Origin of the sequence: Flavobacterium laiguense (genome assembly GCF_003097655.1) — a bacterium.
GTDB classification, from domain to species: domain Bacteria; phylum Bacteroidota; class Bacteroidia; order Flavobacteriales; family Flavobacteriaceae; genus Flavobacterium; species Flavobacterium laiguense.
This window is the reverse complement of the sequence record NZ_QCZH01000001.1, coordinates 539548-560157: the sequence shown is the minus strand read 5'-3', so window position 1 is coordinate 560157 and position 20610 is coordinate 539548. Positions and strand designations below refer to the sequence as shown.

The following is a 20610-nucleotide window of genomic DNA, read 5'->3' as shown; positions in this document are numbered from 1 at the left end:
CACATAAATTTACAATTATTTACACACACTTCATTAAAAACAATCAAATTTTGACAATGTTGTAGAATAGAAGTCTTGTCAGAAAATGATTTAAACAAAAAACCACGCAAATTGCGTGGTTTTCTAATTATGATTTTAATGGATTTTTAATTCCAACCTCCTCCTAAAGCTCTATACAATTGTATCATTGAACTAAGTTGACTTTGCGTTAACTGGGAAAGACTCAGTTCAGCATCAAATAGGGAACGTTGCACTTCTAAAACTTCCAAGTAAGAAACATAACCATTATAATATCTGGCATCCGATAATTCCAAGTTCTTCCTAGCGGCAAGTACCTGTTTGTTTCGAGCTGCCCATTCTTCCTTGTAGGTTCTCACATTTTGTAACGCTTGCTCCACTTCTGCAACAGCCACAATACAGGTCTTTTGATATGACAGTTTCGATTCTTCGGCAATTTGTCTATAGATGTCTACTCTTCTTTTATTTTTTCCAAAATTAAACAATGGTCCTACAACAGCTGCGCTTGCATTTTGTATATACGAAGTACTATTAAACAAAGCGCTCACGTCACTATTGGCAAAACCTGCTAAAGCCGCAATATTAAAAGACGGAAAACGCATGGCTTGTGCCACTCCTATTCTTTCATTGGATGCCATATAATACATTTCGGCTTGTTTCACATCGGGTCTGTTTTTTAACAAAATAGACGGAATAGAAACCGGTATAGTATTCGCCACTTGAAGCTCCAGATTTGTTTTACCGCGCTCAATTGGACCAGGAGCCTGACCTAACAAGATTGAAATTGTATTTTCTTGATTCGTAATTTGTCTCTTAATGGCAGGTATCGCAGCTTCGGCAATGGCGACTTGTTGCTCAATTTGCACTTTATCCACTTCTGAAACATAACCCGCCAAAAACCTTTGATTTATGATATCAAATGCTTTTTGTCTTGTTTCCAACGTTTTTTGAGTAACAACCAACTGATTATCAAAATCACGAAGCTGAAAATAAGCAACTGCAATATCACTTACCAGATTCGAAAGAATAACTTTACGCCCTTCTTCACTAGCCAGTAATTCATCTTGAACTGCTCTATTCTCATGGCGTACTTTCCCCCAAAAATCCAATTCCCAAGACAAAGTAGCTGCAGCATTAGAAGGCATAAATGTCTTTTCATTACTATTTATTGTTCCGCTATATCCTATGGCCGGTAATAAATCCGCTTTGGTATATCCTAATTCAGCTCGGGTACGTTCAATACGAGCCATAGCAATTTTCATATCATAATTATTCTCTAATCCTTTGTAGATAAGTCTTTTTAAAACTTCATCATTAAAAAGATCAAACCATTTGACATTGACCACCGAGGCCAATGTATCAACACTTGCAGGCCCGTTTTGAAAACTAGCGGCATTTTGTTCTTCAGGCTTTTGATATTTAGGGCCTACCAAACACCCCACAGGAAGTATTGCAAGTATAAGGATGACTATTACTAGTTTTAATTTATTCATCATGTTCTGTAGTATTTGAATCCATATTATTTTCAGGAGTTACCACCTCATTTTTCTTTTTTCCGATACTTTCTATCATTACATACAAACCCGGTACAATTAACACCCCGAGTACTGTGGCTATCAACATCCCGCTAAACACGGCCATTCCCATTACAATACGTGCCTGCGAGCCAGCACCTGTAGCGGTAAGCAACGGAACAACACCTAGTATAAAGGCAAAAGCAGTCATTAAAATAGGACGAAAACGAAGCTTGGCTGCTACCATTGCAGCCTCATAAAGTGGCACCCCTTTTTCATATTCTTCTTTAGCAAACTCAACGATAAGGATGGCATTTTTTGCGACCAACCCGATGAGTAATACCAACCCAATTTGTGCAAAGACATTATTTACATAGGCATCGCTTCCAATTCGCGCCAAAAACAACCCAGAAAAAGCACCAAAAACCGCCAAAGGCGCTCCTAGCAATACACTAAAGGGTAATTTCCAACTTTCGTATTGTGCTGCAAGAATTAAAAACACAAAAATCAAGGCCATCAAAAACACTGAGCCTCCACCTGGTGAATGTTTTTCCTGATAAGAAAGATTGATATAATCGTAACTCATATCGGCAGGCAAAGTTTCCTTGGCTACTTCTTCTAATGCGTCCAATGCTTGGGCACTACTGTATCCATCATTCGGACTTCCTCCTATTTCAGCTGATCTGAATAAGTTAAGACGGTTGGTAAAATCAGGCCCTGTAACTTTTGTGGCTGTAACCAAAGTAGATACAGGCAACATATCTCCGTTGTTATTTCTTACATAAATTTTATTTAGATTTTCAGGTTTTAATCGATCAACAGCATCACCTTGTAAATACACTTTATATTGGCGACCAAAACGATTGAAGTCATTTACATAACTTCCTCCCAAAAAGGCGCCCAATACCTCTGTAACCTTTGAAACAGGAACCCCTAATTTCATAGCCTTTTCGTTATCGATATCTAACTTTATTTGAGGTGTACCCGCATTAAAAGTGGTATAAATTCTTTTTATTTCAGGACGTTTTTGAGCAGCAGCAATAAAAGCTTGTGTTTGCTCAGCTAGATACTGAGGCGTGTTTCCTCCTCTATCCTGTAGCATTAAACTAAACCCTGCCGATGCTCCCAAACCTTGAATGGCCGGTGGGCCAAAAGCAAAAGCCGTTGCAGTTGTAATTTGTGTTGCTAATTTTTTATTCAATCGATCCGCGAATTGTTTAGCCGTTTCTGTCCTTTCTTCCCAAGGCTTTAAGGATATAAAAATAAAAGCATTATTGGGTTGATAGGAATTGGTAAGCATACTAAATCCATTGATTGTAGTATAAGACAATATGGATTCTTCTTCTTTCAAAAAGCTATCCACTTTTCTTGAAATTTCATCGGTACGCTGAAGAGAGGATGCAGGAGGCAATGCGATATTAACCAAGACATACCCTTGATCCTCTTCTGGAATAAATCCTAACGGAATTTTTTTGCCAAAAAATGCAACAGCACATAAAACTACTGCCAATAAAACAACAATACGAAATCCTTTTTTAGCAAAAAAAGTAGCTCCTTTTAAATAACCGCCAGTCGCTTTTTCGAAAATTCTATTGAACCCTGCAAAAAACTTAGCCAACCATCCTGTTTGTTCTTCGACTGGTTTTGTAGGTTTTAATAACATGGCACACAATGCAGGACTTAATGACAAAGCACTAAATGCCGAAAAGGCAACAGATACCGCAATGGTTATGGCAAATTGCTGATAGAAACGTCCTGTGATTCCTGGTGTCATTGCAACGGGTACAAACACCGCAATCAAGATAAGTGCAATGGCAATTACTGGTCCAGAAACTTCACGCATGGCTTGTATGGTTGCTTCTTTAGGAGATTTGCCTTTTTCAATATGATGCATCACAGCTTCTACCACCACAATGGCATCATCGACAACAATACCAATTGCTAGTACTAATCCTAATAGTGATAGTGTGTTTATAGAGAATCCTAATAACGGAAAAACAGCAATAGTTCCAATCAATGAAACCGGAACGGTTATCAATGGAATTAAAGTAGCGCGCCAGTTTTGAAGGAATATAAACACCACGAGAATAACCAGAATAATAGCCTCAAAAAGCGTGTGAACGATATCTTCTACACCCGCCGTAATTGCAAGTGTGGTATCCAATGATTCTTGATAAACAATGTCTTTAGGGAATTTTTCAGACATTTCCTTCATTGCTTTTTTGGCAAATTCAGACACTTCGAGAGCATTACTTCCCGGCATTTGGTATAAAGCAATAACGGCGCTTGGTGAACTGTTTCTTCGAGCCGAAGAACTGTAATTTTCTGTTCCTAATTCTATTCGAGAAATATCACTTAACAAAACTTGTGCTCCATCTTCCTTACTGCGAACCACAATATTGGCAAATTGTTTTTCGGTAACCAAACGATCCTGAAGGGTAACGCCATAAGTAAAATCAGTTCCCATTGGTGCCGGTTCTGCTCCAAATTTTCCGCCGGGGCTAATCATATTTTGGGCATTCAAGGCATTTTTCACATCGTCAACAGTGACCCCAAGTTTGCTCATTATATCGGCCTTTAACCAAACCCGCATCGAATAATCACTACCTCCAAAAAGTGAAACTTCACCAACTCCTTTGATACGAGCCAATTGATCAACAATGTTGATACTCGCATAATTATTCAAAAATTTAGCATCATATTTTGGATTGGTCGATGTAACGGTAAACAACATCATCGGAAACGACAATGATTTCTTCACCACAACTCCCTGTTGTTTCACACTTGACGGCATAAATGGTGCCGATTGATTTTGCCTGTTTTGCGTAAGCATATTGGCATTATCCAAATTGGTCCCTACATCAAAAGTAACTTCAATCGTACAAGCTCCATCAGAGGTATTTGTAGATTTCATATAAAGCATTTGCTCCACTCCATTTACTTTTTGCTCAATTGGAGTAGCAACCGCTTGCTCCACATTCAAAGCATTAGCACCTGTAAAGCTGGTCGTGATTTTTACAACCGGCGGATTGATGTCTGGATATTGTGATATTGGTGTTTTTTGTAATGCCAGTAATCCGAGTATCACAATGATGATACTGATTACCATGGCTACAATTGGTCTTCTAACAAAAAATTCTCCCATAATGATGTTTCTAAATTATTTAGTTAGCGCTGATTAATTTTCTGTTTTACCTGGAATCCAATCTATAAACTTTGGAGTAATAATACTTCCACCTTTCAACAACATAGTTCCTCCCATTGCAATTTCATCATTTGCAGTTAATCCTTCAGTAACGATATAAGAATCTTTGTATGCCGGACCAACTTGTATCATTTTCATTTCTACTTTATTGTTTTTGTCTAAAACATAAACTTGAAAAACCCCTTGCATTTCAATAACAGAACGTTGAGGTATAAGTAATGCATTATTACGAACATCTGTAACTACTAGAATTTTAGCAAATTGACCTGGTCGAATTAATCGATCCGGATTAGCAAATGCAGCTTCAATAGTTACAGCACCGGTAGTGGGATCTATTTGTCTATCTGCAAAACTTATTTTACCAGTTTCTGGATAAATCGACCCGTCCGACAACTGTAATGACACTGATTTTCCTGCTCCTACTAGGCTTGAATTTTTCTTTGTAATTTCTCTAAAAATTCGAAGATATTCTTGTTCACTCATCGTAAATCGAACTCTAACATCTCCTAAATCTGAAATCGTATTTAAAACTGAAAGTGCTCCCGGGCGAACATAATCACCTTGCCTAACTTTTGATATTCCAATCAATCCAGAAATTGGAGCAACAACTCTGCAGTATCCTAATTCTATTTTTGCGTTTTGTAAATTTGCCATCGCTGCTTTTATGGAGGCTGTTGAAGCATTATAGGCCGCTTTGGCCGCTATTAATTCCCTTTGGCTAACCGCATTCATTTTGGCTAACGGAACCATCATATCATAATCCGATTTGGTTTTAGCCAATCTGGCTTCTACCTCTGCCAGCGTTCCTTCAACCTCGTTTAATTTGGCCTGGTAGGGCAACGGATCAATGGTGTATAACAATTGTCCTTTGGTCACCAAACCTCCTTCTTTAAAATTAAGGCTTTCAATCACACCATCAACTCTAGGGTTAATCTGTATATCCGATTGTCCAAACGTTTGTCCAGTGAATTCTGATTCGAGTCTTACATCCTGTTGCAGCACTTTTACAACCGAAATTTCTAGGGGCTTGGCCTCTGGTGCTACTTCCTTTTTACAAGAAATCCATAAAGCCGAGAAAGCTATAACAAAAAATAATATTTTAATCTTTTTCAGTGCAGTCATAAAATTTTTATTAAAATTAATAGAAACAAAAATACTGATTTATATTTATCAGCGGTATCAAATTACAAAAAACGAGAGAATAAGTCTTAATAATTAATAAAAAAATAGAAAATTTATTATTATTTTAAATTACACCAACCAATCCCTAAATCATTCCTAATAAAAACAATTCCTGTTATTGTTTTTTCACTAAATTAGTACAGTCGATTCTATTTCTTTTTATCAAAAAAACAGAACTTACCAGCTTTCAACAACCATGCCACTAACTACAAAATTCCCAATTATGCCTAAATCAAATAATAAAGACTCGAATGACTTTAAAGAAAGGGTAATTAACCTCAGTGCTTTAAGCAAAAAAGAACTGGTGCAACGAGCCAAAAAATTTTCCAAACAATATTGCGTTGGTGATGGCGATGGTTTTAAACTGAAAGACTATGAAACCAAAGCCAGTTTTAATTTAGGCGACGAAGGAAAACCATTGGTAAATCAAACCTTGCAAATCGGTGTTGATGCACTGGCTACTATGCAAGACATATTATATGCTCAGGATAAATGGTCGTTATTACTCGTTTTTCAAGCTATGGATGCTGCGGGTAAGGATGGCGCTATCAAACATGTGATGTCTGGCGTAAACCCACAAGGATGTCAAGTTTCTTCATTCAAAGCGCCTAGTTCCGAGGAGTTGGATCACGATTTTTTATGGCGTTGCCAAAAACATTTACCGGAACGTGGACGAATCGGAATTTTTAACCGTTCGTATTACGAGGAAGTATTGGTGGTGCGTGTACACGAACAAATTTTAAAAAACCAAAAACTCCCCGAAAAATTGATTACCAAAGACATTTGGGAGGAACGTTTTCAAGACATTCGAAATTTCGAAAAATACTTAAACAGAAACGGAACCATCGTAATCAAATTTTTCCTTAACGTTTCTAAAAAAGAGCAAAAAGAACGTTTTATAGAACGTGTGGACGATCCGGACAAAAACTGGAAATTCAGTGCCACAGACGTCAAAGAACGAGGATACTGGAAGGACTACATGCATGCTTACGAGGAATTAATAAAAAACACCTCTACCAAAAAATCGCCTTGGTATGTTATTCCCGCCGATAACAAATCCTACGCCCGCATCGCCATTGCATCGGCCATAATCACCGCATTGGAGGAAATGGATTTAGAATACCCAAAAGTAAGCGCAGCCAAAATAGCTGAGTTGAATGCTGTTAAACAAGCATTGCTGGACGAGAAAGACTAATATACTTTTTTGAATTTCAAATTTATGACTTCAAATTTTTTTCCTCCAACGGACTGGATTAAAAAATACAAAGCCAAAACCTTAAAAAGCGACTTTGTAGCCGGAATAACACTAGCAGCTTATGGAATTCCCGTATCATTGGCATACGCCACCCTCGCGGGTCTTCCTCCGCAATATGGAATTTACGGTTATCTCATAGGCGGGTTATTTTATGCCCTTTTGGGAACCAGTAAGCAATTGGCCATTGGTCCCACATCGGCAATTTCTTTACTTATCGGCACCACCATTGCCGATATGGCCAACGGAGATGTACAACGCTGGGCTGATATCGCATCACTCACGGCTCTGGTATTTGCAGTAATGGCAATTCTTGCTTACCTCTTACGATTGAGCGGTATAATAAATTTTATCAGCGAAACCGTTTTGGTGGGATTCAAAGCCGGTGCTGCCATAACCATAGGTTTAACCCAATTACCCAAATTATTTGGAGTAAAAGGTGGTGGCGAGAATTTTCTGGATCGCATCATTACCCTTTTTCAACAACTCCCCGACACTAATACTGCCGTTTTTATTTTTGGTATTGCCGCTATTATCATTCTAATTGTTGGCGAAAAAATGGCTCCCGGACGACCTGTGGCTATCTTAATTGTAGTTCTGTCCATTATACTCATTTCGACAACTTCTCTAGGGGTTCAAGGATTCAAAACCGTCGGCATTATCCCTACTGGGTTACCTGAGTTTCATTTACCTTCTTTACGTCTTCGAGATGTAGACGGAGTGCTCCCATTAGCTTTGGCCTGCTTTTTATTGTCGTATATCGAAAGCGTATCGGCAGCAAGAACATTGGCACAAAAAAACGGATATATCATCGACCCACGCCAAGAACTATTAGCAATTGGAGTAGCAAATGCCGCCGTAGCATTCGGACAAGGTTACCCAGTTGCTGGAGGTCTATCCCAATCTGCTGTAAACGATACTGCTGGCGCCAAAACACCATTATCCTTAGTATTCGCATCAGCAACCATTGCAATCTGTTTATTGTTTTTAACTGGATTTCTCCAAAATCTCCCAACAGTAATTTTGGCTTCCATCGTGTTGGTAGCCATCAGAGGCCTTTTCGATCTAAAGGAAATGAAGCATTTGTATAAAATAAACAAACAGGAATTTTACGTTGCCATGATTGCACTTATCGGAGTACTCATTTGGGGAATCTTAACAGGCGTTTTACTGGCAGCTATAGTAACTTTAGTGTTATTGATAAAACAAACTTCTAACCCAAACGTCGCTTTTTTAGGCAGAATCCCTGGTACCAAACGTTATTCTGACATAGAGCGCCATCCCGACAACGAAAGCATCGAAGGTGTATTGATTGTTCGCGTCGAATCGGCTATATTGTATTTTAACTCCGAATACATCAAAGAGCAAATATGGGCAAAGATCAACCGTGAAACTAACCCATTAAAAACAATAATATTAGACCTCAATTCCTCTCCTCATATCGATATTGCTGGGGCTCGCTTTTTAAAACATCTTTTTTTAGATCTGAAAGCTAAAAATATTTCGCTAAAAATTGCCGAAGCCCGCTCGGAAGTTCGTGACATTTTGCGCGATGAAAACTTAGAATCTCTTTTAGGTCACATCAGCCGTTTTGTTTCGGTAGATGATTTAGTAGTCGAAGCAACAAAAAATAATTAGAAAGTAGCACCTGCTGTCGGGCTCAATACAATTAAAGTTAAGTTCCGTTTTTATCTCGCAAAGACGCGGAGACGCAAAGAAAACGGCTCTAAACTTTGCGTCTTAGCGCCTTTGCGAGAGCTAGACTCAGGAAAAACTTAGAAAGAAACCCTTGACTTAATAACATTGATGTCGGGCTATCCACACTGCTTTGGTAGCTAGCTACAAATGAAATTCGCTGAACTCCTATGAATATAAATTAAAGGTGAAGTAATCCCTCACCCAAACCCGTAGACTATCATTAAAAATAGTAAATCACAATATTCCGCTAATTAACACCTAAAAATCCCAAAAGTTCACTAATTTTGCGCCCGATTTCAAATGCGTATTCCCAAAATAATTGGAACCATAAATTAGAATCAACCCATATTTTCTCAACTTAAATTAGTTTATAGCATGCAACTGTACAACACTTTAAGCGCAGAGGAAAGAGCCACTATGATTGACGATGCCGGAAAGCAACGTCTCACATTGTCTTTTTACGCCTATGCGCAAATTCAAAATCCAACTCAATTTCGTAATGAATTATTTCTGGCATGGAACCCACTCGAGGTTCTGGGAAGAATTTATGTTGCCCACGAAGGTATCAACGCACAGCTTTCGTTGCCGGCAGACCATTTCTACGAATTCAAAAATACTATAGAACAATACGATTTCATGAAGGGAATCCGTTTGAACATTGCTGTAGAGCATGACGATCATTCCTTTTTGAAACTCACCGTAAAAGTTCGCGACAAGATTGTTGCCGATGGACTGGAAGACGACACTTTCGACGTAACCAATATCGGAATCCATCTAAAAGCCGCAGAATTCAATGCATTGCTTGAAGATCCAAATACCATTTTGGTCGACATGCGTAATCATTACGAATCCGAAATTGGTCATTTTACCAAAGCCATTAGACCCGATGTGGATACGTTTAGAGAATCGTTGCCCATTATAGAAGAACAATTAGCAGAACACAAACAAGACAAAAAACTCTTGATGTATTGCACCGGTGGTATCCGTTGCGAAAAAGCCAGTGCGTACTTCAAGCACAAAGGTTTTGAAAATGTGTACCAACTCGAAGGCGGTATTATTGAATACACCCGTCAAGTAAAAGCAGAAGGGCTAGAAAGCAAATTCATTGGTAAAAACTTTGTGTTTGACCACCGTTTGGGTGAAAGAATCACAGATGATATCGTTTCTCAATGCCATCAATGTGGTGAACCTTGTGATGTGCATACCAATTGTGTTAATGAAGGTTGTCATTTATTGTTCATTCAATGTGATTCTTGCAAGGAGAAAATGCAAGGCTGTTGTTCGACTGAATGTGTAACGGTAATCCATTTGCCGGAAGAAGAGCAAAAAGCCATTCGAAGAGGAATCAAAAACGGAAATAAAATCTTCAAAAAAGGAAAATCAGAGGTTTTGACATTCAAAAACAATCAAGACCCTTTGGCAAATGTTCCTAATCTTAGCGATTTAAAAAAATCAAAACCGCTGCTTAAAAAGGAAGTGAAAATAAAAAAACAATACATCGGGAAAGGAACCCACTTTTTTCCAAAACCAAGTATTGCCCAGTTTTTGATTGAAGAAAACGAAATTAATGTTGGCGATAAAATCCTGATCAAAGGGTCAACAACTGGCGAGCAACAATTGATTATTGACGAAATGTTTGTCAATGAAATCGCTTCCGCTAAAGGGGTAGCGGGTGAAACTTGTACTTTTAAAGTGCCATTCCGCATTCGATTATCTGATAAATTATATAAAATTGTAAATTAGTAGAAATTTCAAACTAATTTATATGTCACATTCTTTTAATAAGTTATGGATTCATGCTATTTGGGCAACCAAAAATCGTCAGGAATTAATTGATTTTTCAATAGAGAAAAAAGTATATGATTATATCCGTGAGGAATTAATTGACCTTGGATGCCCAGTTAGAATTATTAATGGCATGCCTGATCATGTACATGCTTTGTTTTTATTGAATCCACAAAAATCTATTACAGATGTGATAAAGCAAATAAAAGGAAGTTCTTCTCATTCTATCAATGGAGAAAATCTAATCCTTGAAAAATTTGCATGGCAAACGGGCTTTGCTGGTTATTCAGTGAGTGAATCCCAGTTAGAAGTTGTTTATAATTATATAAAAAATCAAAAACAACACCACCTAAAGAAAAATGGTCAAGATGAATTCGATGAATTTATAAAATTACATGGATTGAACAATTCCAATGGATGATAAACCAATACGTTTCCCACGGTTGAAACCGTGGGCTATAGTTGAAAAACGAAAACAGACGCAAAGCCACTTTCAATTATTTCAAACTAAACGAATGTAAACGCAAAACCATAACCAACGGTTTTAACCGTTGGAGACAATACAGCGAATCCCAACATTAAAAATAAAATATTCAACAATACGTTCCCCACGGTTGAAACCGTGGGCTATAGTTGAAAAACGAAAACAAACACAAAACCATAACCAACGGTTTCAACCGTTGGAGACAATACAAATCAAAATGACAACAAACAACAAAATAGAACTTATGGCTCCCGCAGGGAACTTTGAGTCACTTCAAGCTGGATTAGACAATGGTGCCGATTCCATTTACTTTGGCGTTGAGCAATTGAACATGCGCGCTCGTGCTTCGGTAAATTTCACGATGGACGATTTACAAGAAATTGCCCGTCGTTGCGAAGCCAAAAACGTTAGAAGTTATTTGACGTTGAACACCATTATTTACGATCACGATTTATCGGTAGTAAAGACATTGTTGAACAAAGCCAAAGAAGCCAATATCACAGCCGTAATTGCTTCAGACCAAGCCGTGATTGCCATGGCAAGAGGAATTGGAATGGAAGTCCATATTTCGACCCAATTGAACGTTACCAATATCGAAACCATAAAGTTCTATAGCCTTTTTGCCGATACGATGGTTTTAAGCCGAGAATTGAGCTTACGTCAAGTAAAAAGTATTACCGCTCAAATCGAAAAAGAACAAATCAAAGGGCCAAATGGAAAATTGGTGGAAATCGAAATCTTCGGACACGGTGCTTTATGTATGGCCGTTTCGGGAAAATGCTATTTGAGTTTACATTCCAATAATTCTTCGGCAAACCGTGGCGCCTGCAAACAAAACTGTCGCAAGAAATACACCGTTATCGACCAGGAAACCGGTTTTGAAATTGAAGTGGACAATGAATATTTGATGTCCCCAAAAGATTTATGCACATTGGATTTCTTAGATCAAGTGATAAATTCGGGCATTCAAGTCTTAAAAATTGAAGGACGAGGCCGCGCTCCGGAATATGTGGCTACCGTAATTAAAACCTACCGTGAAGCTATAGATAGTTATTACGAAGGTTCATTTTCTAAAGAAAAAATTGCGGTTTGGATGGAAGCGCTGAATACGGTTTACAATCGTGGATTTTGGGCAGGATATTATCTCGGACAGGAATTGGGAGAATGGAGCGATGTTTCAGGATCTGTAGCGACCCAGAAGAAAGTATATGTGGGGAAAGGAACCCATTTTTTTCCAAAAGCCGCCATTGGTCAATTCAAAATTGAAGCCTACGATATTAAAATTGGAGATAAAATATTGGTGACAGGTCCAAGCACGGGAGCGCAAGAAATGATTATTGAAGAAATGTATGTGAATGATATCACTGCAGAGAAAGCCACAAAAGGAGACGATTGTACTTTCAAATTGCCTTTCAGAATCCGAATGTCCGATAAATTATATAAAATAGTGGAAGCCTAATGGTTATTGTAACACTACAGAGAGACAAATGCATCGGCTGTAACTATTGCGTAGAAATGGCACCCGTTCAATTTCAGATGTCCAAAAAAGACGGAAAATCAGTGTTGATTAAAAGTGTGAATGCCAAAGGTTTTTTTACGTTGAAATCACCCGACCACACTATTTTCGAAAGCTGTGAATTGGCTGCCAAAGCCTGTCCTGTGAAGATTATTTCGGCGAAAGAGACGTAGAAGTTCTTCTTTTAAACATAAAAAAACCTATTCCATTTTGAAGCGGAATAGGTTTTTGTTTTAAGTGTTGATAAATTTTTATTTAGGAAAAACAAAATTCAAAACGGCTCTAATTCCAAAATCTGGTCGGCTGCCATCAGGAATCGATACCGGAATACGAGGACCCACGGCCAATTGTACCATTTGAGTTCCTAATTTTGTAATCCCCGTTATGGTTGGATTAAAATAAACAGCTGTTGCGTTTCCTTCCCAATTTTGTGTGATTTCAAAGTTTCCACCTGCTCCTGCTCCACTTTTCCAGTTGTAAGCAAAGAAAGGCTGCACAAACATCTGATTGACATCGGCTCTGCTAGTGCTTCCTGCAACCGACCAAATTTGGTTGACCAATGCTCCATACGTCCAACCGTTGGCTTGTTTTAATATTACCGCTGTAGGCCCAACACCCAGTTTTTCGGTTCCCAATACTTTATCGCTGGCGGTTGGTACCAAAATCGCTGGCCCAACACCCCAAGTCATACCGTTTTTGGCTTCGGCAGGGGAGAAAAATGCACTTACAACGGCATCACTTAAACCCGTTTGTTTGACTCCGGGAGCTGTTATGTCCTGTTGGGTTATAATGGGAAGCACGACACGAGTAATGATATTCAAACTAGGAGACAACGAGATTGGAATTACGGGTTGGAAATTCAACGTGTTTCTGGAACCATTATAAGCGCCAATACCCACATCGGTATTGTTTTGAAAAGGCATGCTGATGAGGGAAGCAATGGGGTTTGATAATTTCTTGGCAAGTTCGGCTGCATCGCCTGAGGCAGGTTTTGGTTTGTCCTGAGCAATGGAAGCTAGTGAAAGTGCAAGCAGCAGTGCTGTTATTTTGGTTTTGCGTTTCATTGTATTTGCTGTTATTGTTATTTATCAGTTAAGTTGAAAAAGCAACAGCCACCTTTTGAGATGACTGTTGCTGGATTATTTTTTATTTCACCTTCTCAATGTCTTTCAGTTGCCAGCTCTTATTGAAAACTGCTTCGGTAGGACCGTAGAAACGGAAATATGGGAACCAACCTTTACCAGCCACGGTTTGCACCCAATTGTTCTCATGTCCTTTTGGCTCTGTAGGTCCAAAATATACATCCACCGAACCGTCTGCATTGGTAACAACACTTTTCCTACGGGAAGAAAGATCTGTTTTCTTTGTTGCAGAAACTACAAACGACCGAGTGGTTTCATCGTATGCAGTAACTGACCAAAACTGTGTTGCTGGGGGATTTGACGGTACATGCAGCACATAATTTTTACCACCATCTAATAAATCTCCGCCTTTGTCAGTATATGTTACCATATAACGTTGACCAAATCCGGGAGTAGTACTTTTCATTCCTCTTGAAATGGTAAAAGCTTCGTAAGCCCAGGAAGAACGTTCGTCTAACTGCTCATAATTTTCGGAACGCTGATTAACATCAGATACTACCGCATCTTTCCAGCTTGTACCTGACCAATAAGAAGGCGCAAATCGTTTGTCGCTCGAATTCGCCTCTACCATCAACTCACCCACTTTTTCGGCTTCCAGCAAAATTTGTTTTTGCTCAGCTGTTGGGTTGAATGGTTTACCTTTTTCAATTCCTAAAAAACGGAGTTGGGCCATAAAGAAACGGTCACGTTCCTCTACCGGTTCTTGCTGAACAACATCTGCCAAACGTTCCCAGTATTCCATTCCATGTGGTTGTATTTGGCTCCATTTTACCTCACCAAGCGGTTCGGTCTGTTCTTTAGGTATATTATTGCGTTCGCTATAAGGATAACTTTTTATCAGTGGTGTAAGCTCTGCAATAGCTTTTTTTTCATCCGCATCGAGAAGTCGGACTCCATAAAATATATTGAAGGTTGGGGATTGGATAACATGGTAACCTTCCACTTTCGGAACAGTTTGACCGGGACCCACGAAGAGGTATTTTCCGCCTTCCCCTTTGTCAGGCCCAATAGCACCAAGATCTGTCAACACCCGTTGCCATGCGTCCAATGCCATTCCTGCCATCAAGCCTTTTGGTAATTCTATCACCACAGGACCGCTTTTTTCAAGATCGGCTACGGTCGCTACATAGGGCGTTGTATAATTTGGCGTGATAATACCGAGCTTTGACTCGAAAGTGGCAAAGATTATGAACTGCCCGTTACTCACCTTGATATCGTTGCTCGCTTTTTTAAACTGGCTCAAGGCTACAGCTGGAATACCCCAGATGTAAGCCTGGCATGCACGTTGAAAGTCCATTTCATTATAGAGTTTGTCAACGGACTCTTTTGTTGGCGTTCCATTCTCCAGGGTGATTTTGCCAATTCGAGTGTCAACTATTTTTGTCCCAGCAGCGGTTTTTGGAGCTTGGACTTGCTGAGCAAACCCATCAGAACTTATTGCTGCTATTGCTGTGAATAGCAGTGCTGTGATTTTTGTTTTGTGTTTCATTTGCATTTGTAATTTAATCAGTTATGTTTGGAAAAAAGCAACAGTCCCCTTTTGAGATGACTGTTGCGGAATTGTTTTTTATTATAGTGCTTTTATTTGCTGATTTACTTCACCTTCACTACATCGCCAGGTTTCCATGTCTTGTCGAAGAAGCCCTCGGTCGGGGCGTAGAACCGAAGGCCGGGGAAGAAGTCTTTGCCAGGTACCGTCTTGATCCAGTTTAATTTGGCATCGGTCGGCGCGGCCGGGCCGAAAAAGAAGTCGGCGGAGCCGTCGGCATTCAACTTCATCTGGCCGTTATTGGAAGCGAAGGCGGGGAACGGCTGACCGTTGTCTAGCAGGGAACGAGTCTCGATGTCATATAGGACAATAGACCAGAAATTCTTCGCAGGTGCATTAGCTGGAACATACAGCATATAAGAGTTTTCACCCGAAAAATACTCACCTTCGGAATCGTGAAACGTGGCTACGTATTGTGCACCCTTTCCAGGCATCTTCACCACCATGGCGGGAGACATCGAGTAGGCCTTGTGGAAGAAGGCGATCTGCTCGTCCACGGATCGGTGCGTTGGCGTGTCGAAAGTTGTACTACCACTGAGGAACAGGGTTTCCCACTGGCGGTCTGGATAAAGGCGAACACCCGGAATTTGGCCGTAACTGCTCAATGAGACGTTGGCTGCCATCTTGTAACCGACCTCCGCACCCTTCTGGAGAATGGTCTTCATGTGGTCGTCCGGGGCGAAAGGTTTGCCTTTGACGATGCCGATGCTGGCAGCCACTCCACGCATATAGAAGTCTTCGGGTGCGGCTGGCTCCTCGTTGATGAACTTGGCGAGGTTCTCAAAGTAACTGATGTCCCTGGGGAAATCCATGTCCAGCTTCACTGCCGAGGCATTGGGGAACTGCATTTTCGCTGGATTGTCCTTTTGTGCCAGCGGATAGATGCGCAATTTTTCCATTGATGCCACGGTCGGTGCCAAGTCGCTGCCCTTGAAAAAGCCACGCACGAAAATAAATACTCGGTTGGTGGCCGAGGTGAATGTAAAATAACCCTTCGGCACATTCCCTTTGTAATCTGGCGGCAGAAGCAGATACTTGCCGCCCTTGCCCGCATCGGGGCCAGCGAAACCGATGTCCGAAATGGATCGGTGCCACATATCGTCGAACAATCCCTGCATCTGCGGCGGCAGATCGACAACTATAGGCCCGTCCTTCTTCAAGTCCACATAGCTCATGGCGTAGATCACGTCGGGATTGGCCGTGGTAATGATGGTGTTGGCGTTGGGGCGATCCTTCCACATCGGCACGATGTTGTAGGCATCTCCAAAGGTTTTCTCCGAAGCCAGACGCATGGACATCATGTTCATTGCCGGCAAAGCCCACATATAGACTTGGCAGGCTCGTTGAAATTGCAGTTCGTCCTGCAATTGGTTCGCCGCTTCCTTGGTCGGGTAACCCCCAGGGAACGGTAGCTTGCTCAATTCATCAAAGTGCGATGTTTGTGCCGTTGCAGATTGATTGCTACTGAGAGTTATTGCCGCTATAGCTGTGAATAGCAGGGCTTTTATTTTTATTTTTTGTTTCATATTATTTAAATTTAATAGTTGGCAATATACTCAATTTAATACTGTTTTTTTGGAGGATTATTAATGCTGTTTTTAAGTAGTAATTGGCTCAATGACATTGACTAAGCTCTTGGATGAGTATCATTATACAAAAATTACTTATTTCTCAAACGAAAAAATCTTTTTCCAGTCGGTTTTCATATCTACAATCAGCCAGTTGTATTTTGCCGCATCATCCAATCCTTTTTCTAAATGCCCTATGGAAGATTTACGATCGTAAGCATATTCACGAACGGAATCCGTATGATGTATAATCATTCCAAAATGAGGCGCTGTGGAAGCGCTTGTGTATTGCAGCATGGCATAGTCACCATCGGAATTTCCTGCAGTGAAAACAGGGCGCTTGCCAATGTATTGATGAATACCAACAGGCTTTCCTTCTTTATCATCTATGAAATTAATTTCAGGAAGTTTTTGCAAAACCGGCTTACCATCTACCACTTCGTATTTCACTTTACCTGAACTTCCTACCACTTGGTAAGGAGGAATTCCATAAGCCAACTCCGCCCACGGACGCATAAAGTCAACGCCACCGCCAGAGACGATAAATGTTTTATAGCCGTTGGCACGCAGGTAATTCAGCAATTCCACCATTGGTTGATAGACCATCTCATTATAATGTTTGCCCGTTTTAGGATGTGTGGCAGTTGCCATCCAGTCTTTTACTGTCTTATCAAATTCATCGGTGGTCATTCCGGAATGGGTAGTCATTACAATTTGCAGCAGTGCTTTTTCGCCACCTGCCATTACTGTTTTCATATCGCCTTCAAGCAATGCTTTGAAAGGTTGTTTCGTTTTCCATTCCGGATGCTGGGGAGCCATCGCTTTTATCTGGTCAATAGCAAACGCCAATTGAAAATACATCGGTTGTTCTGCCCACAGGCAACCATCATTATCAAAGCAGGCAATGCGGTCGGCAACAGGAACAAAATCTGAATTGCCTTCCTTGGTTGTGTTGGTTACAAAATTTATGATGGAATGTTTTGATGTGCCTTCACTCCAAGAAGGAAGCAGAACGGTATCTTTATCGGCTTCGATTTTTGCGGTTTCTTTGTTTGTTTGTGGTCGATTGCAACCCAACATAAATGCTACGAGCAACAGTGTTGCGAATTTAACTTTGTGTTTCATTTTTATTACTAAGAGGGTTTATAAAAAAACAACGATCATCTGCCGATAATTTTCGGAAGATGACCGTTGTTCAAAAATTTCTATATCCTTAACATTGAATAGAATGATTTTGTTAAAGATTAATCTTTCAACTCAAACACCACTTTATCTAAGTTATCGCTAAACTTAAAAGGCGCTGTATATTCTTTACGAATAACAGAACCTCCATTGTCAACGCCCACATCAAACGGTTCGGAGATGGAGTATTTTCCCAAAACTACATTGTCAATTGTCCCTTCGCCAACCTGTACACCATCTACATAAAGTGTGACTTTGCCAATTGGAGCCTGAGGTGTAGCACCTGCAATAGCTTCATAAATCACTTTTACTTCATGCTTGCCTGCGGTTAATGGTTTACTGGCTTTAATGGAGAAGTATTTTTCATCATAATAATTGTAACCGTAGGTAACAATATTGTTTTTTACATACAAACTATATCCAGAAAAATACCCACCACTGGCAGTGATAACGCCATCGGTTTGCCCATCAGTTTCCATAGTTGCTGTGATGGTGTGGTTGCGATTTTTTACCGGTGGCCCAGCTGCTTCGGCAATAAACTCTGCTCCGGGAGCAAAATAGGTAAATAATTTTTCGGTAGGTGGATGAATACGATCGGTTACATTTTTAAGACGAAATGCTAAATCATCATAAAGTGGATACACATTGTATTTCCAGGCTTCTTCGTCAAATTTCTTTTTTAATTCTTCTAATTTCGCAGGATTCGATTTTGCCAAGTTTTTAGTTTCAGTAGGGTCATTGCTTAGATTGTATAATTCCCAATCGTCTTTTTCAAAATCAAAAGTTCCTCCTATTATCCATGGCAATCGTCCTCCGTGAAGTGCCACTGCTTTCCATTCGTGGTCAACAATAGCACGGCTTCCTAATTGCTCAAAATATTGTACAGGGTGATTAGTGGGTGCTTTTACATCATCAAAAGTATATTTCATACTCACACCGTCAAAAGGCATTTGTTTTACGCCATCTACTTCTTCCTGGAAACCTACACCGGACACATCCATAATGGTAGGAATAATATCAATAAGGTGATGAAATTGTGTGCGAATTTCTCCTTTGGCTTTGATCCCTTTTGGCCAATGTACAATCAATCCGTCGGTCATTCCACCATTATGAACGGTTTGTTTAAAATATTTATACGGAGTATTTCCTGCAGCAGCCCAACCTGCGTGGTAGTGATTATCCGTTTCGGTAGTTCCCCATTGGTCATAAAATTTCTTATTCTCTTCATAAGCAGTCAAACCAATACCATTTAAAACTTTCATTTCATTGTGAGAGCCTTCTAATCCACCTTCGCCACTACTTCCGTTATCAGAGGTAACAAAAATCAAGGTATTTTCTAACTGCCCTGTTCTTTCCAAAGTAGCTATGATGCGACCTATTTCGTTATCCGCTTCTGTAAGTGCGGCCGCTGCTGCTTCCATCTGGCGTGCATACATTTTTCTTTTATCAGCAGGTATGTTTTTCCATGATTCAATTTCTTTTGGAAGTTCTGCCAATTTGGTACCCGGTTTCTGAATTCCTTTTTCAATCTGGTTTTTCAGAATCTGTTCCCGTGCAGCATCCCAACCCATATCAAATTTTCCTTTGTACATATCAAGGTATTTTTGAGAAGCATGATGCGGCGCATGCAATGTTGCCGTAGCATGAAACATCATAAAAGGTTTGTTTGGAGATATCGACTGATGAGCAGTAAGCCAGTAGATGGCGCGGTCTGCCATATCATTGTTTATATTGTAATCGGGCTTACCCACAGCTGGGTTGGTAGGCCAATGGTCATTGTACATAACAGGTACAAAGTTGTGAATGTCGGCAGTCATGAAGCCATAATAATGGTCGAATCCTTCGGCACTAGGCCATCCATTAAATGGTCCGCTACCCGTAACTTCCCATAATGGAGTATGATCCCACTTTCCAAGGGCATAATTAGTATAACCATTCTCCTGTAACATCTTTGCACCGCTGGCAGCAGATTCAGGAATCATACCATTGTAACCAGGAAATCCCATAGCAGTAAGTGCATGGCTACCCAAACCAATGGAGTGGTGATTACGACCCGCCATTAGTGCAGCACGTGAAGGCGAACAAAGTGCTGTAGTGTGAAAGTTGGTATAATTCAAACCATTGTCAGCTAGCTTATTCAGGTTTGGCGTAGCAATTAAACCGCCGTTGCAACCTAATTGAGCAAAACCTACATCATCCAACAAGATAATCATGATATTAGGTGCGCCTGCTGGTGCTTTTTTTCGTTCAGGCCAGTCTTCTTTGGAGTCGGCAAATGATTTTGCGATTTTCCCTTTGAAGCCTGCCATGCGGGGGTCTTCTTTAACTGCTTTATCCTGTCCAAAGGAACTGAATGTTACCGCAGTCATGACTGCGAGCAGTAACGATGTGATTTTGGTTTTGAATTTCATTTTATAGTTCATTTTTACCTTAAGTATTAAAGAAGCTAAATTAACAAAATATTTTCAAATAACACGGAAAATACTACTGCTTATTAGGTTAATTGAGCCTGTAA

The 20610-nt window shown here is 40.1% G+C and carries 14 protein-coding genes; 6 read left to right on the top strand and 8 right to left on the bottom strand.

The features are described 5' to 3' along the window. Positions 1-146: 146 nt before the first annotated feature. From DB891_RS02265 to DB891_RS02255, 3 genes are read right to left on the bottom strand one after another with little or no spacing between them, the layout of a single operon-like run. Positions 147-1514 carry an efflux transporter outer membrane subunit gene (locus tag DB891_RS02265; RefSeq protein ID WP_116760131.1) on the bottom strand — a complete coding sequence of 456 codons (1368 nt, stop codon included), beginning with the start codon at positions 1512-1514 and terminating at the stop codon, positions 147-149. Then, entirely contained in the window at positions 1504-4677 is a 3174-nt protein-coding gene (locus DB891_RS02260) for an efflux RND transporter permease subunit (protein WP_116760130.1), read from the bottom strand. Before DB891_RS02260 ends, DB891_RS02265 begins: the two co-directional genes overlap by 11 nt. Before the next feature lie 33 nt (positions 4678-4710). Beyond that, entirely contained in the window at positions 4711-5859 is a 1149-nt protein-coding gene (locus DB891_RS02255) for an efflux RND transporter periplasmic adaptor subunit (protein WP_116760129.1), read from the bottom strand. 283 nt (positions 5860-6142) lie between these two features. On the opposite strand from DB891_RS02255, the gene DB891_RS02250 reads away from it, so the two are divergent. The 6 genes from DB891_RS02250 (at position 6143) to DB891_RS02225 (ending at position 12827) form a co-directional block, all read left to right on the top strand. After that, entirely contained in the window at positions 6143-7114 is a 972-nt protein-coding gene (locus DB891_RS02250; protein ID WP_116760357.1) for a polyphosphate kinase 2 family protein, read from the top strand. Positions 7115-7138: 24 nt separating this feature from the next. Beyond that, complete coding sequence (locus DB891_RS02245; RefSeq protein WP_116760128.1) at positions 7139-8809, top strand: SulP family inorganic anion transporter; 1671 nt, start codon at positions 7139-7141, stop codon at positions 8807-8809. Between the two features lie 435 nt (positions 8810-9244). Further along, the gene (gene trhO / locus DB891_RS02240; protein WP_116760127.1) at positions 9245-10612 is read left to right on the top strand and encodes an oxygen-dependent tRNA uridine(34) hydroxylase TrhO; all 1368 of its coding nucleotides are present in this window, start codon (positions 9245-9247) and stop codon (positions 10610-10612) included. A gap of 22 nt (positions 10613-10634) precedes the next feature. After that, positions 10635-11075 carry an IS200/IS605 family transposase gene (tnpA, locus tag DB891_RS02235; RefSeq protein ID WP_116760126.1) on the top strand — a complete coding sequence of 147 codons (441 nt, stop codon included), beginning with the start codon at positions 10635-10637 and terminating at the stop codon, positions 11073-11075. Between the two features lie 280 nt (positions 11076-11355). Beyond that, a complete protein-coding gene (locus tag DB891_RS02230) occupies positions 11356-12597 on the top strand; it encodes a peptidase U32 family protein (protein WP_116760125.1) in 1242 nt (413 codons plus the stop codon). Then, on the top strand, positions 12597-12827 hold the full coding sequence (locus tag DB891_RS02225; protein WP_116760124.1) for a ferredoxin: 231 nt from the start codon (positions 12597-12599) through the stop codon (positions 12825-12827). Before DB891_RS02230 ends, DB891_RS02225 begins: the two co-directional genes overlap by 1 nt. A gap of 78 nt (positions 12828-12905) precedes the next feature. On the opposite strand, the gene DB891_RS02220 is transcribed toward DB891_RS02225, so the two are convergent. From DB891_RS02220 to DB891_RS02200, 5 genes are all read right to left on the bottom strand, one after another. Beyond that, positions 12906-13718 (bottom strand): hypothetical protein, encoded by an 813-nt coding sequence (locus tag DB891_RS02220; RefSeq protein WP_116760123.1) that lies wholly within the window; start codon positions 13716-13718, stop codon positions 12906-12908. An 82-nt stretch (positions 13719-13800) separates the two neighbouring features. Beyond that, positions 13801-15093: a DUF1254 domain-containing protein gene (locus DB891_RS02215; protein WP_223256036.1), complete on the bottom strand. Its 1293-nt coding sequence runs from the start codon at positions 15091-15093 to the stop codon at positions 13801-13803. Positions 15094-15389: 296 nt separating this feature from the next. Further along, positions 15390-16871, bottom strand: a complete 1482-nt coding sequence (locus DB891_RS02210; RefSeq protein ID WP_116760122.1) for a DUF1254 domain-containing protein — start codon at positions 16869-16871, stop codon at positions 15390-15392. Between the two features lie 138 nt (positions 16872-17009). Continuing rightward, positions 17010-18038 carry an HAD family hydrolase gene (locus tag DB891_RS02205; RefSeq protein ID WP_223256030.1) on the bottom strand — a complete coding sequence of 343 codons (1029 nt, stop codon included), beginning with the start codon at positions 18036-18038 and terminating at the stop codon, positions 17010-17012. A 119-nt stretch (positions 18039-18157) separates the two neighbouring features. After that, positions 18158-20506 (bottom strand): arylsulfatase, encoded by a 2349-nt coding sequence (locus DB891_RS02200; RefSeq protein WP_189337083.1) that lies wholly within the window; start codon positions 20504-20506, stop codon positions 18158-18160. Between the last annotated feature and the right edge of the window lie 104 nt (positions 20507-20610).